The 14,285-nt window shown below is 69.5% G+C and carries 12 protein-coding genes and 1 riboswitch; of the genes, 3 read left to right on the forward strand and 9 right to left on the reverse strand.

Features of this window, described 5'->3' with window-relative positions:
- Positions 1–27 precede the first annotated feature (27 nt).
- From VGN74_RS10905 to VGN74_RS10935, 7 genes are all read right to left on the reverse strand, one after another.
- Positions 28–507, reverse strand: a complete 480-nt coding sequence (locus VGN74_RS10905; protein WP_327448072.1) for a DUF3293 domain-containing protein — start codon at positions 505–507, stop codon at positions 28–30.
- On the reverse strand, positions 504–1,715 hold the full coding sequence (metK, locus tag VGN74_RS10910) for a methionine adenosyltransferase (RefSeq protein ID WP_327448074.1): 1,212 nt from the start codon (positions 1,713–1,715) through the stop codon (positions 504–506). The genes VGN74_RS10905 and metK overlap by 4 nt, the downstream gene beginning before the upstream one ends.
- A gap of 49 nt (positions 1,716–1,764) precedes the next feature.
- Positions 1,765–1,869: riboswitch (SAM-I-IV-variant riboswitch) on the reverse strand.
- A gap of 509 nt (positions 1,870–2,378) precedes the next feature.
- Positions 2,379–2,993, reverse strand: a complete 615-nt coding sequence (locus VGN74_RS10915) for a hypothetical protein (protein ID WP_327448076.1) — start codon at positions 2,991–2,993, stop codon at positions 2,379–2,381.
- 212 nt (positions 2,994–3,205) lie between these two features.
- Positions 3,206–3,661, reverse strand: coding sequence for a helix-turn-helix transcriptional regulator (locus VGN74_RS10920; protein ID WP_327448078.1), 456 nt, complete (start codon positions 3,659–3,661; stop codon positions 3,206–3,208).
- Positions 3,662–4,104: 443 nt separating this feature from the next.
- Positions 4,105–6,024, reverse strand: coding sequence for a DUF6538 domain-containing protein (locus tag VGN74_RS10925; protein WP_327448080.1), 1,920 nt, complete (start codon positions 6,022–6,024; stop codon positions 4,105–4,107).
- A gap of 191 nt (positions 6,025–6,215) precedes the next feature.
- Complete coding sequence (locus tag VGN74_RS10930) at positions 6,216–6,683, reverse strand: hypothetical protein (protein ID WP_327448082.1); 468 nt, start codon at positions 6,681–6,683, stop codon at positions 6,216–6,218.
- A 105-nt stretch (positions 6,684–6,788) separates the two neighbouring features.
- On the reverse strand, positions 6,789–7,616 hold the full coding sequence (locus VGN74_RS10935) for a universal stress protein (protein ID WP_327448084.1): 828 nt from the start codon (positions 7,614–7,616) through the stop codon (positions 6,789–6,791).
- A 160-nt stretch (positions 7,617–7,776) separates the two neighbouring features.
- On the opposite strand from VGN74_RS10935, the gene VGN74_RS10940 reads away from it, so the two are divergent.
- Positions 7,777–8,157: a cytochrome c gene (locus VGN74_RS10940; RefSeq protein WP_327448086.1), complete on the forward strand. Its 381-nt coding sequence runs from the start codon at positions 7,777–7,779 to the stop codon at positions 8,155–8,157.
- A 321-nt stretch (positions 8,158–8,478) separates the two neighbouring features.
- Entirely contained in the window at positions 8,479–9,216 is a 738-nt protein-coding gene (locus VGN74_RS10945; protein WP_327448088.1) for a helix-turn-helix domain-containing protein, read from the forward strand.
- 2 nt (positions 9,217–9,218) lie between these two features.
- Here the strand turns inward: VGN74_RS10945 and VGN74_RS10950 are convergent, their stop codons facing one another.
- Together VGN74_RS10950 and cydD are read right to left on the reverse strand one after the other, a co-directional pair.
- On the reverse strand, positions 9,219–10,901 hold the full coding sequence (locus VGN74_RS10950; RefSeq protein ID WP_327448090.1) for an amino acid ABC transporter ATP-binding/permease protein: 1,683 nt from the start codon (positions 10,899–10,901) through the stop codon (positions 9,219–9,221).
- Positions 10,898–12,550 carry a thiol reductant ABC exporter subunit CydD gene (gene cydD / locus VGN74_RS10955; protein ID WP_327448092.1) on the reverse strand — a complete coding sequence of 551 codons (1,653 nt, stop codon included), beginning with the start codon at positions 12,548–12,550 and terminating at the stop codon, positions 10,898–10,900. Before cydD ends, VGN74_RS10950 begins: the two co-directional genes overlap by 4 nt.
- A 125-nt stretch (positions 12,551–12,675) precedes the next feature.
- Here cydD and VGN74_RS10960 point away from each other — a divergent pair, with 125 nt between their 5' ends.
- The gene (locus VGN74_RS10960; protein ID WP_327449476.1) at positions 12,676–14,259 is read left to right on the forward strand and encodes a cytochrome ubiquinol oxidase subunit I; all 1,584 of its coding nucleotides are present in this window, start codon (positions 12,676–12,678) and stop codon (positions 14,257–14,259) included.
- Positions 14,260–14,285: the final 26 nt, after the last annotated feature.

The following is a 14,285-nucleotide window of genomic DNA, read 5'->3' on the forward strand; positions in this document are numbered from 1 at the left end:
CCAATCCACTATTCCCTGTGCCAGGATTCATCCATCGACGATGACCGCCCAAGGGTGCAGCCGCAGCTGCGCTAGACCGCCCACAACGGCCACGACCACCGCATTCTGGCCGAACCGGATCATCCATTGGTCTAGCAGCTCATCAGACGGGTCAACGACGGCGGCGCTGATCTCGGGCTCCCACTCGCCGGCTGGATCACCTCCAGAAGCTGGATACCAGGCCAAGCGAGCAACATAGATAGCCTCAACCAGCGCTTCATGCCGGGATGCATTCTCGGTGTCGCTCAGCACATTGCTGAAGGGGTTCCAGGCCGTGACGACGGCCAACCGTGTTCCGACAGGAAGCGCATCGGTGGGCGGACACGGCTTCCCGATCTCAAGGGCCATGCGCCCGGAGGGTAGGTCGGCACCGTAATGCGCGGCCTCATAGGCCGCGATGAGACTCCGAGCGATGAGCACGCCATCCCCATTCCCTTGATCCATCAGGGCGGGCGCAAACTCGGTCATCGCGCTGCCTCCTCGACGTTCTGACCACCGGGGGAGAAGCCATAGGTGCGAGATTTATCCACGCCGAGCAGCGCCTCCACTTCCGGTCTCTCCCAAGTGAATTTGTCGCGACCGAAGTGGCCGAAGCTGGCGGTAGCCCGGAAGCCCGGCGCTTCCAGCCCGAGCCGCTCGATGATTGATCTGGGCCGAAGCGACCCAAGCAGCCGAGCTTGGCTCTCATCACTGATCAGTGAGCCGCCACCACCTGCAAGATCGAGATGTATGGCGACCGGTTCGGCAACTCCGATCGCATAGGCCAGCCGGACCTCACAGGCGTCAGCCTGGTGTGCTTCCAGGAGGCTCAATGCCAACTGACGAGCGGCATAGGCTCCGGAACGATCGACCTTGGTGCCGTCCTTGCCGGAGAAGGCCCCGCCCCCATGGCGTGCAAAGCCGCCGTAGGTGTCGGCGATAATCTTGCGCCCGGTCAGGCCGGCGTCCGCTACGGGACCACCCTCGATAAATGTCCCGACGGGATTGAGCAGGAGCTCGACGCCAGCGGCGGCCTCGCCGAGAACGGGCCGGACGACTTCCTCCCGCAGAAGCTCTCGGACCTGCGCCAGAGAAAGCTCTGGAACATGCTGGCTGGAAAGGACGATGGTCTGGAGGCCGACAGCTCGCCCATTCTCATACCGCGCGCTGACCTGGGCCTTTGCGTCTGGCCCGAGAAGGCCGAGTCGGTCCCTGACCTCCCGCTGACGACGGATGAGCCGGTGGGCAAGAGCGATCGGCGTCGGCAAACGCTCGGGCGTCTCGCGCGTGGCGTATCCGAACATCATCCCCTGATCCCCGGCACCCGTATCGGTTCCGCCATCAACACCGGTGCGGATTTCTTCGGACTGGCGGGAGATGGAGGTCCTGACGTCCAACGCATTCACATCGAGGCCCCAACGGTCGCCACCGTGACCAATCGAGATCAAGACGTCCCGGACGATCTCCTCAAAATCCAAGTCGAGGCCATGGCCGCTCAGCTCACCAAAGAGCCAGACTGAGGAGCCCTTGATGCCCGCCTCCACCGCCACCCGTGCCGTAGGGTCCAGAGCAAGGGCGGCATCGAGCACGGCATCTGACAGCTGGTCAGCGATCTTATCCGGATGGCCGTCGCTGACACTCTCCGACGTGAAAAGACCCGTGACCGGGGCGAGGCGACCAATCGAGATGCGGTTCATGCAAGGCGCTCCTTTGAACACCAAGGAGGCCCAAACGAAGCGTGTGTCCGAAAGCCCGTATCATTGCCGGTCGGCCACATCCCCTTTCGGGAGCCACCTTGCCCGGGAAGGCAGGTTGGCGACGATCACTGCGACCGCTCTCTTGATGTGGGAGCATGGATGAAGGCTGGGGGACCCGGCGTCAAGAACTATGAGATGCCGCCGGGGATCTTTCGCAGAGTGGTGTGAGGTCATCATTCTTTGGATCACCGGCTCATTTTCTTGACACGCTTTCCCTCGTTCGGTGGTCTTCAGGCAATACTTCACCATTGGGGTCGGGCTGCGCATCCCGACCCCATTGGACGTCATGACCAGTTCCAAGCTGCAGCTTGGTCGCCTGCCTCTTTCTGGCTTCCTGCCCGCGTGGGCCGGAGCTGCGCGCCTGGCGATGGCGCTACTCCTGTTATGTCCGGTGGGCAGCCGTAGACACGGCCACGCTGTACCCAACCCTGCAACGCCGGAGCCCGAGCTCCGCGCCCGACGCCTCTTGGGCGGCAGGGATTTGTTTTCTCGTTTTCTCGTTTTGTCGGTCTGTCGGCTTTGTCGTGGAGCGTTGGTGCGGTGAGACGTTTGAGCGTTTGAAGTTTTTTTGTTTGGTCTGTTGTCGTGGTTTCGCGGATTTCGTCAGGCGCTGAACAGGTCGGCTTCGGTCACGATGGTGTCGGTGGCGGACTGCTTCACGGAATAGTCGGCAGCCCGCTTCCAGTCAGAATGCAGGGTCTGAAGATCGAATGACGGCTCGACCATTCCGCGCTGAAGCACAGGCCGCGGGGCCAGCTTCAGGTTCGGGACCTGTTCCTCGCAGTCGAGGTGTCGCCAGCGCCGGTCAGTCCCGGGCGCATAGGCGGTGGCTCGGAGCCGATCGGCGCCCTTCGTTGCGTCGCGACCGAAGCGCAGCCTGAGGAAGCCGCGGAAGCGAGGCTCCTCGTCCGGCTTCAGGGCGATGAAGAAGTTCAGGTGGGGGTCGAAGTTGCCTGCCTTGTCGTAGCGCTCCACCACGCCGACAAGGGGGGGCATGTCCGTCAGCGACGGTCGCCGGCGCTTTGGCAGATCGTGCCGGTCCTGCGCGTAGGCGCGCAACAGGATGCCGAGCGGTTTAATCAGGTCTCGCTGAAGGCAGACGCCGGGCCGTCCGAGATAGCCGATTTTCAGGACACCCCAGTGTGTCGCGTTCCGGTCCTCAGCTTGGTTGATCAACAGCTCTGCGTATGCGTGACGCAGCGATCTGGCAGAGGACATGAAACGGGTCCGGGGCACCTCGAAGGCGTTTGTTGAATAAGATCGTAATCATAGCCCAAATCCCTCGGAATTTCAACGCCAGCCCCGCTGGCCGCGCTCGTCAGTGGGGGATGCAGCGGGAGGCACGCGAAGCCACCGCCCCGAGGATGCCCCTGAGGGGCTCGCAGGCGGGCAAGTCGTCCCGCCTGCTGTCCGGTGACTCCTGGCCCGCCTTACGGCTCCACGGGCTTCCCTGAGCCCGGGGCGGCCTTCCTCACAGGTCCATGCTCGGAAGGTGTGGTGGGCGTCCCGGGGACGCGGACATCGAACGGGTCCTCGACGTCCAGCCTCGGGCGGGGACTGGGCGCCCGGAGGTCGTCATCGTCGGAGCGCGGGAAGCGGGAGGGCATCCGGTCCAGCGCCCGCTGTCGGATCAGGCTCTCCAGATGCGGGGCCTGATCGATCAGCCAGCCGCAGGTGAGCTCGACCGGCGAGACCTGGAGGGCCTCGGCCAGCGGCATGAGTTCGGTCGGCTCCGGGGCCGCGTGACCCTTGAACCAGTCCTGAATACGCTTCTCCGGGATCGGGTCGAGCAGCTCGACGAGGTCATGAAGCGAGAGGCTTCGCTTCTTCAGCCGGTCGTGCAGGAAGGTCACGATCAGGGTGTGCGGGGGTAGTCGGTTGGTCATTGGTTTCTCCTCTGTGGATGGAGAGAACCTAGTCGCCCGACGCCGGGAGGTATCTTGGCAAATGCGTGGGAAATCCGATGCTTATACCCTTTCGCCCGGGCCGCTCGTTGAGCGCTCAAGGACGTCGCGAACCACCGCCTGGACGCTTTAGCGCGAAGCCGTTGGCAGGAACCGGAAGGCCGGGCGTTAGGATCGGTTCGGATCGCCGCTTGCCCGCCCCGGAGCGTCGTCCGGCCATGACTCGCTTTGGGCGGGGTGACGGGAAACTATAAGGGCAACCCTGAAAGCTGGGGCCAAATATATCGATAATCGATATGGCTTGTGTTCGGCCCCCGGCGAGACGCCGGAGTGCTTATACCCGTCCCGGGCCGCCAAAGTATAAGGCCGCCGGACAAACGAGCCCGATGAACTGGGGACCAGGGTCCAGATAGGTGGCGATAACCCTAGGACTTCCGGATTCCCCGGATGCGGGAGATGTCCACCTTGTCGAACGTCATCTGGTCGATCGCGTCCTTCAGCGTCCGAAGCCGCAACAAACGCCCCTCAGGGTCGGTCGGGATGCGCCGCTTGTAGACCTTCGAAGAGTTCTTGATCGTTCTCCCGGTCAGACGGAGGCGAATCTCCTCGTCCCGGATGTGGTTGAAAGCTTCCTCCTCGAACGTGTTTCGGAAGCACTTTACGGACCCCCGGTTTTCCGTGGCGTTCGCCCGCTTGAGGACCGTGCGGTTGAACTGTCTCATGAGGGGGCTGTTCGCAAGCGACTTCGGGACCATCGCGCCGGTTCGCCGATCCCGTGTGAACTCCTGCTTCGCCGCGGGGAAGAACCTGCCTCCAGCTTTCTTTCGATCTGCGGCGAACGTTAGAAATCCCGCCTCAATGAGATAGCGATGCATCGGCACCATCCGCTCCGACTGCGGATTCTTCAGCCGGCGATATTCGTTCTCAACGATCAGAAAGTGGGGAACTTCGCAGTCCACCACCACGTCGTCGCAGTGCAGTCCAACGATCTCCGACGCCCTCGCTCCCGTGAGGAAGAGAACCACCGGAATCCAGAACGCATCATCGCGGACGACGACAGGCCCAGCCTTGATCCGCCCCCGCTTCTCGGCTCCCACCATTGAGCCGGTGAACATGGGCTGCTGGAAGATGCGATTCAGCTCGGCAGCCTCGAAGGGCCGTCCCGGCTCCTCGTCGTCCTGCACCTCGGCCCTCACGCCGAACGCGACGTTCAGCTTTATGTGACGCCGCTTCTCGGCATACCGGAGCATGGTCGAAATGGCTGTGAGGCTCTTGTTGACGGTCTTCGGACTCATCGGCTCGCCGAGCTTGAGTCCGCTATCCACGGCCCTCAGCACCTCCGAGGCAGGCTTTTGCCGCCATCCATCCTTGAGTTCGGAAGTCTTGGGCAGGCGCAACAGCTTGTCGTGAAACTCCCAGATGTCGCTTTTGGTGATCTGATAGAGGCGCTTGTTGCCCTGCAGGTCGATGAACCTCTCGATCGCGAAGGCCCTCTCTGGCAGTGAGCGTTCGCCGATGCGCTTGCCGTCCTTTGTCAGCGTCGGCTCGAATACGCGCTCATAGTAGTCGCGAACGGTCAGTCGCCCCTCAGCGGTCAGGGCCTCGTTTCCATCGGTGGAGACCTGGGCCTCATTCAGGGCGGGGTGCAGCGGCTTTCCCGGCTCCAAGCCTTCCCGGACATCGACCTTTCTTGTCTGGGCGTCCTGAAGGACGGCAAGACACTCATCGAGAACCTCCCGATATGCCGGCGTGTCGGCGGCGGGAGGCGTGCCGATGGTTTGCTCGAAGAAGAAGTCGGCAGCCCACCCGGCGACTGCGACCTGTTTTTCTGGATCAGTGGTGAACAGGGTTGCGCCATGCCACCTTTCCAGGCCGGCCTCCATGTCCTCCCTGATCTGCCTCGGCATCCCGGCTCTCAGTCGCGCCGCAAGACCGCCTGACGGGTGAGGAACGACCTCGGCCCCTTCGTCCTCATCCAGTCCGAACATTGCGCGGCGGCGTGCCGCTTCCGCGGTCACCTTCGGCGTGGCTGAGCCGAGCTTCGAGGTCTCATAGCGATAGAGCCACCTGAGATACTCGGCGAGTGCATCGCCTGATGTGGCGCTTCGCGCTCGGGCGATCCTCTGCTTGATGTCGGCGCGGATCGGATCGGCGCGATCGTTGGCTAGCCGAACGTCTGTCGTCCCCATGGATTGAATGAAGAGCGCCCGCGGTGCTCCCCTGGCGTTCGGGAAGGCATGCCGCACATCAGGGGGGATCGGAAACCGCAGCTCGATGATGCCGCCGGACCTGCGCTGGAGGTGCTCGCCGAGGCGGCTGTTTTCGGTCTGTCTCTTCCGACCCACGACGTCGATCCTGCTTCAGATTTCCAGCGGGATTTACATCGGGAAACGCAACCGTCAATTTTCATTTTGGACTGTAAATCAGCAACTTGTTGCTGGTCCTGGCTTTAAGCGGCGCTTGGAAATGCCACCGGCTCTCGTCGTTCCGGGCGCGCCATTTTCCTTTCCAGATCAATTGCTTGTTTGGCCCCGGATCACGCGGGGGCGCCGCCGCGCGAGCGGGCGCCCGCCGGCCGGGGTGTGGCGGGCGCGTGCGGGGCCAGGGCGTCCGGGGCGCCGCCGACCTCGCGCAGGCTCGCCATGATCATCGCGTCCGGCTCGCGGCCGAGGAGGTAGCGCAGGCGGGCGGTCAGCAGGTCGGGGCGCTCCAGGCGGGCGGCGGCGAGGGTGGCGAGCAGCTGCTGCTCGTCGCGGGTCAGGCTGATGACGCCGAGCGGGGCGATGCGGACCTCGCGCCGGCCGCGCAGGGCGATCTGGCCGACGAGGGTGCGGACCTGCCGCAGCAGGGGGCCGGCGTCGCCGCCGCAGAGGTGGCGCAGGCGGGCGGCGAGCACCGGCGAGGCGTCATGGCCGGTGACCACGGCGCGCAGGGCCAGCAGCAGGGCGTGGTCGGCCGGGGCCAGCGCCGACAGGCGGCAGGGCAGGGCGGGATCGGGCGTCATGGCGGCGCGGGCCTCGAAGGACGACTCGCCGGACCTTGGCGAGCCCCCGGAGGATGCGGGGCGCTTAGTTGCGAGTCAATCGCATTCGCAATGTGAGGCGCGCGATCAATGGGCCAGCAGCACGCAGACGTCGCCCTCGGCCAGCAGGGCGCGGGTGACGCCGCCGAGGATCTGTTCGCGCAGCCGGGCGTGGCCATAGCCGCCGGCGACGATCAGGCCGGCGCCGGCCTGGGCGGCGGCGTCGAGCAGCTCGTCGGCCACCTCCTGCAGGCTGGAGCGGACCTCGGCCTCGGCGGTCAGGCCGTGGCGGCAGAGCCAGTCGGCCACGTCGCAGACGGGGGCCCACTGGTCGGGACCGGGATCCCGCTCGCTGACGACCGAGGTGACGGCGACGCGTCCGGCGCGGGCCAGCAGGGGCAGGGCGAGGGCGGCGGCGCGGCGCGCCTCGGCCTGCTCGCTCCAGGCCAGCACGGCGGGGGCGCCGAGCGGCGACCGGGCGGGCCGGGGCGGCACGACCAGCACCGGTCGGCCGGCGGCGAGCAGGACATCGCCCGGATCCGGCGCGCGGCTGTCGCACAGGGGGCTGCGGCGCCCCATGACGATGACGTCGGCGGCGCGACTCTCGCGGGTGACGACATCGGCCGGGTGGCCGATCTGGCCGCGCCATTCGGTCTTGAGGCCGGCCGTGGCCTCGGCGAAGGCGACCGACAGGCTCGCCAGTTCCTCGTCGGCCAGATTGCGGAAGGTCTCCAGCACCTCGGCGGACAGGCCGCCGCCGAAGTAGGGATCGGTCAGGATCGGCGGGGTGCTGACAAGGCCGGCCACGCCGATCAGTCGGGCGTCGAAGGCGCGCGCCAGGTCCACGGCCAGGGCCAGTCGCGCCGCGCTGTCAGGCCCGGCGTCGAGCACCACCATCAGGGATGTCCAGTCCATGGCGATCGGGCCTCCTGTCATGCGCCGTCGGCCCGGGACGGGCCGCAAGGGTGAGGGTCACTCTGGACAGACCGGTCGCGACGCGCCTTGATCCCCGTCAAAGCCGCAAGGCGGCCGGGCGTTCATTCTGCCGGCCCTGACCATCATGGAGGAGACCGGCATGCGAGCGATCCGGAAGCGACTTGTCGCGGGACTGGCCGGCAGCGCCGCGGGGCTGATGCTGGCGGGCTGCGCCATGGACGGGCCGGTCCGCGGCGGCGAAACGCAGGCCGGGTCGATGGGCGGGTCGATGGGTGGATCCGTGGCCCGCGGCGCGGCCCTGGCCCAGGCGCAGTGCGCCTCCTGCCACGCGGTGGAGCGGATGGGCGACAGCCCCAATCCGGACGCCCCGCCGTTCCGGCGGCTGTCGGAGAATTATCCGGTGGCGAACCTGCAGGAGGGGCTGGCCGAGGGGCTGGTGACGGCGCACCCGGGGATGCCGGAGTTCGCCTTCGAGCCGGACGAGATCCGCGACCTGATCGCCTATCTCGAGACGCTGTAGGGCAGGTCGCCCGCACGTCGTCGCCCGCCAGGGAGGGGCGGCGGGCGACGACGGCTCCGGGGGCGGGAGCTCTACTTCTGGCCGGCGGGGCCGCGGGTCCAGACGAGCACGCCGCCGACCACCACCATGAAGGTGGCGAAGTAGGCCACGACGGCGATCAGGACGGGGACGGCGTCAGCGGGAACGGGCATGGGAGCCTCCTGTGTCTGTGACGCTGAAGATGCGCCGCCCGCGGGCCCGGCGCCTTGATGCAGGTCAAGCCGGGTGGCGGACCGACGCATCCGCGGTTAGGGTGGCGGCACCGGCTTCGAGGACTTCGCCATGCTCGAGCTCAAGACGCTCCCGCCCAGCTGCGCCAGCCGCCGCAGCGACTCCGCCTGCGCCACCTGCGGCGCGCGCCCGCACTCGGTCTGCGGCGCCCTGGGCCAGGAGGATCTGCTGAAGCTCGACGCCCTGGCCGAGGGCATGAGCTATGCGCCCGGCCAGACGCTGGTGCATGAGGGCGACGCCGCCGACCAGCTGTTCAACATCACCAGCGGCTCGGTGCGGGTCTACAAGCTGCTGGCCGACGGCCGCCGCCAGATCACCGGCTTCCTGTTCGCCGGGGACTTCCTCGGCCTCGCCGCCGGCGACCGGCACGCCTTCACCGCGGAGGCGATCGAACCCAGCACCGCCTGCCGCTTCCGTCGCACCGAGTACCAGGCGCTGGTGCGCGAGACCCCGGACCTCGAGCGGGCCCTGTTTGACCGGGCGCGGCACGAGCTGGCGGCGGCGCAGAACCAGATGCTGCTGCTGGGCCGCAAGACGGCGCAGGAGCGGATCGCCTCCTTCCTGCTGGACCTGCCGTCGCACGATCCGCTGCGCGAGGCTCCGGACGGGATCGTGCGGCTGCCGATGACCCGCACCGAGATCGCCGACTATCTCGGCCTGACGATCGAAACCGTCAGCCGGGTGCTGACGAAGCTGAAGACCGCCGGCGTGGTCCGGCTGCTGTCGCTCAACGAGCTGCGCATCGAGCGGCCGGAGCGGCTGCGCGCCCTCGCCGAGGGCGAGGCGTAGGGTCAGGCCGGCGACCGGTCCGGCGTGGCCCGGGCCACGGTCCGCAGCGACACTGCCAGCCGACCGCCGGCGTTGCGCCCGCAGACGGTGGCGACCTGCTCACACAGCCGGGCCGCGGCCGGGCTGTGGGTGATCAGGATCAGGCCCTGACCGCGTTCCCGCAGGCGCTGGTCGAGACGGGTCAGGACCAGACGTTCCGTGTCGCGGTCGAGGCCCTCGGTCGGCTCGTCCAGCACCAGCCAGGGCGCGCGGCGCAGATAGGCGCGGGCGAGGCCGAGGCGGCGGCGCTCGCCGCCGGACAGGGCGCCGCCATTCAGCCCGACCGGGGTGTCGAGCCCGAGGGGCGCGGCGCGGAAACGGGCGGCCAGGCCGGCGTCCTCCAGCGCCACCCACAGGGCGGTGTCCGAGGCGGTCGGGTCGGCCAGCGCCAGGTTCTCGCGCACCGTGCCGTCCAGCAGCCGGACGTCCTGGGCGGCGTAGGCGAACAGGTCGAGGCCGGCCTGACGGGTCAGGCGCTCGCGGGCCACGCCGCCGAGGGCGTGCTCGCCGTCGAGGGGCGGGCGCAGGCCCAGCAGCCGCTCGACCCAGGAGGTCTTGCCGCAGCCGGAGGGGCCGACGAGGGCGAGGCGGACCGGCGGCCGCGCCTCCAGGTCGAAGCCGTCGAGGGCGAGGGTCGCCCCGGCCGGGCGCAGGGTCGGATCGCCCGGATCGCGCTCGCCGCCCGGATCGGCCAGGGCCTGCAGCCGGTCGAGACCGGCCTCGGCTGCGCCGCGTTGCAGGACGGCCTGGGCCAGGGCCGCGGCGGCCTCGACCCCGGTCACGCCGACGAGGGCCGACAGGGCGGCCAGCGGCAGGGCCGCGCCGCCGAGGGTGGCGCCGACGAGGCCGCCGACGGCGGCGAGGCCGGTGGCGACCGTCTGCCAGGCCACCACGGCGCCTTCGGCCCGCGCCTGGGCGCGGCGGGCGTCATCGAGACGGGCGGCCACCGCGGCGGTCTCGTCCGCGGCCCAGGTCTCGAGGCCATAGGCGCGCAGCTCGGGCGCGGCGGCGGCGACCACGGCGAGCCGGGTCTTGAGCGCCCCCGTGGCCGCCTGCACCGCGGCGCCGGCCGGACCGAGGCGGCGGCCGAGGACGAGCAGGCCGAGCACGGCGGCGCCCATGACGGCGGCGACGGCGGCGGCGGCGAAGGGATGGGCCACGGCCGCGAGGCTGACCGACAGGCCGGCGCCGGCGATCAGGGCGAACGGGGCCGGGCGGCGGATGTAGAGGGTCTGCAGCGCCTCGACGTCCTCCACCAGGCGGGCGGACGCCTGGCCGGCGGAGAGGCCGAGCGCGGCCTCCGGCGGGCGACGGGTCAGGGCCAGGAACAGCTGCGGCCGCAGCCGGGCGACGGCGTTCAGCGCCGCCTCGTGCCCCGCCACGCGCTCGACGTAGCGGGCCCCGGTGCGGAGAATGGCGAACAGCCGGATCGCGGCGCTGGGCACCAGATAGTTGAAGGCGGCGGCGGTGGCGACGCCGGCGGCCCCGGCGAGGGCGGCGGCGGTGATGAACCAGCCGGACAGGCCGAGCAGGGCCACGGCGGCGGCGGTGACCAGCGCGCCCATGCCGAGCGCGAGGCGCAGGCGCAGGGCCTCGCGCCGGCCCTCGGCGGCGACCTCGGCGCGGACGTCGAAGCGGGCGCTCACAGCCGCACCACGCGGTCGGCCATGGCGGCCACGGCGGCCGAATGGGTGGCGATCAGGGTGGTGCGGCCCTCGGCGGCCTGGCGCAGGGTCTCGATCAGCGCCGCCTCGGACTCGCGGTCGAGGTTGGCCGTGGGCTCGTCCAGCAGCAGGATCGGCGCGGGCTTGAGCAGGGCGCGGGCGAGGCCGAGGCGGCGGATCTCGCCGCCGGACAGGCCGCCGCCCCGCTCGTCGAGCGGCCGGTCGAGGTCGCCGTGCAGGCCGGCCCCGGCGGCGGCGGCCATGACCCGGCGGCGGCTGGCACCACGGTCCGCGACCTGGATGTTCTCCGCCAGGGTGCCCGGCAGGACCACCGGGGCCTGGCCGGCCCAGGCGGCGAGGCCGGCGAGGCAGGCGCGCGCGGACAGGGGCTCGCCGTCGATCAGGATGCGGCCGGACACTACAGGGGCGAGGCCCAGCAGGGCGTGCAGCAGGCTGCTCTTGCCGGCGCCGCTGGCCCCGGTCAGGGCGACGATCTGGCCCGGCCGGATGTCGAGGTCGAAGCCGGAGATGACCGGCGGCGCCTCGCCGTAGGCGATGGCCACCTGCTCGAAGCGGATCGCCGGCGGGCGGGTGCGCGGCAGGTCGGTGACGGCGGGGGCGATGAGGGACGCGGGCGCGTCGGTCGGCGAGGCCGCCAGCGCGGTCGACAGGGTCGGCACGGCGGCCTCGGCGGCCTGGCGGTCATGGTAGGCGGCGGCGAGGCGGCGCAGCGGGGCGTAGACCTCGGGCGCGAGGGCGAGGGCGAAGAAGGCGCGGCCCAGGTCCAGCGTCTCCGGCACCGGGAAGGGCAGCAGGCGCAGCAGGTTGAAGCCGCAGTAGACCGCAACCAGCGCCACCGACAGGGCGGCGAAGAACTCGATGATGGCCGAGGAGACGAAGGCGATGCGCAGCACCTTGCCGGTGCGGGTCGACAGCTCGCCGGCGGCCTGCGCGACGTCCTGGGCCATGCGCGCCTCGGCCTGGAAGGCGAGGATGGCCGGCAGGGCCCGGACCCGGTCGAGGAAGAGGCCCGAGAGGCGCGCCAGGGCCTCGAACTGGCGGCGGCTCTCGCCGGCGGCGGCGACCCCGGCCAGGGCCATGCCGAGGATGAAGGAGATGAGGGTGAACAGCAGGATGCCGGCCGCCACCGGGCTGGCGAGGGCGACCACGGCGATCAGGATCAGCGGCGAGGCGGCGGCGGCGAGGCGGGCCGGCTCGAAGCGGGCGTAGTGGCCGTCGACGGCCTCGACCCCCTCGGCGGCGGCGGTCAGGGCGCCCGGGCGGCCGGACAGCAGGCCGGCGACGGCGCGGGCGCGCAGGCCCTGCTTGACCCCGGCGGCGGCCCCGGCCCCGGCCATGACGGCGGCGCGGGCCAGCAGGCCCCTGACGACGAGGGCGCCGAGGGCGAGGGCGGCGCCCGGCAGGATGGCCTCGACGCCGCCGGTCCAGGCGGCCAGCGCCCAGGCCAGGCCGAGGGCGAACAGCACGGCCGGCACGGTGTCGGCCACCACCAGCGCCCCGGCCCGGGCGAGGGCGCGCCGGGTCGGTCCGCGCCGGGGCCCGGCGGCGGTCTTCAGCCAGGCGCGGGCGACGCGCAGGTCGGGGGGGACATTCAGGGAGGGCGCGCTCATGCCGCCTTCCCTACGCCCGCGCGAGGGGACGACGCTTTGATCGAGGTCAAGGCGGGGGACGCCGGGTCGGCCTATCGGGCGTCAAATCGCCGGTCGTCGGGGCCGGTGTCGGAGACCCTCCCATGATCGACTTTGCAGTCGTCGACCTGTCCCGTCTGCAGTTCGCACTGACGGCGCTCTACCACTTCCTGTTCGTCCCCCTGACGCTCGGCCTGTCGTTCATGCTGGTCATCATGGAGTCGATCTATGTGATGACCCGCCGGCCGATCTGGCGGACCATCACCAAGTTCTGGGGCGCCCTGTTCGGCGTCAACTTCGTGCTCGGCGTCGCCACCGGCATCACCATGGAATTCCAGTTCGGCATGAACTGGAGCTACTACAGCCACTACGTCGGCGACATCTTCGGGGCCCCGCTGGCCATCGAGGGGCTGATGGCCTTCTTCCTTGAGGCCACCTTCGTCGGGCTGATGTTCTTCGGCTGGGACAAGCTGAAGCCGGTGACCCACCTGTTCGTCACCTTCATGGTGGCGCTGGGCACCAACCTGTCGGCCCTGTGGATCCTGATCGCCAACGGCTGGATGCAGAACCCGGTCGGCTCAACCTTCAATCCGGACACGATGCGGATGGAGGTCACCGACTTCATGGCGGTGCTGTTCAACCCGGTGGCCCAGGCCAAGTTCGTGCACACGGTCTCGGCCGGCTATGTCATCGCCGCCGTGTTCGTGCTGGGCATCTCGGCCTTCTATCTGCTGAAGGGCAAGCACAAGGGCTTCGCCCGCCGGTCGATGACCGTGGCCGCGGCTTTCGGCCTGGCGTCGTCGCTGTCGGTCGTCGTGCTCGGCGACGAGAGCGGCTATGCCCTGACCGACAACCAGAAAATGAAGCTGGCGGCGCTCGAGGCCATGTGGCGCACCGAGGAGGCCCCGGCCGGCCTGACCCTGATCGGCTTCCCCAGCCTCGAGGACCGCGAGACCCACTACGAGATCAAGGTCCCGTACGTGCTGGGCCTGATCTCGACCCGTAGCCTGAACGGCGAGGTGATGGGCATTCTCGAGCTGGTCGCCGTGGCCGAGGACCGCATCGAGTCCGGCGTGGTCGCCTATGACGCGCTGGAGAAGATCAAGGCCGACCCGACCGACGCGGTGAACCGCGGCGTGTTCGAGACGCACCGCAACGACCTCGGCTACGGCCTGCTGCTCAAGCGCTTCGTCGCCGATCCGCGCGAGGCGACCGCCGAGCAGATCCAGCAGGCGGCCTGGTACACGGTGCCGAACGTGCCGCTGATGTTCTGGTCGTTCCGCATCATGGCCGGGATCGGCTTCCTGATGATCGCCCTGTTCGCCACGGCCTTCATCCTCTGCACCCTGCGCAAGCACGAGACGAAGTGGTTCCTGCGGCTGGCCGTCCTGGCCATTCCCCTGCCGTGGATCGCGGCCGAGGTGGGCTGGGTCGTGGCCGAGGTCGGCCGTCAGCCCTGGGCCGTGGAGGGCGTCCTGCCGACCTTCCTCGGGGCCTCCAGCCTGACCGTGCCGCAGCTGTGGACCACCATCATCGGCTTCACCCTGTTCTACGGCGTGCTGGCGGTGATCGAGGTCGGGCTGCTCCTGCACCTGATCAAGAAGGGGCCGTTCGCGGAGCAGGAGGCGTTCGGGCCGCGGCCCGAGACCCCCGCCGCCCCGCTGCCCGGTCCGCAGACCGCCACCGCCTGACCCCCCGCTTCGCAAAGGAAACCGCG

It is taken from the genome of Brevundimonas sp., assembly GCF_035998205.1.
Lineage (GTDB): Bacteria > Pseudomonadota > Alphaproteobacteria > Caulobacterales > Caulobacteraceae > Brevundimonas.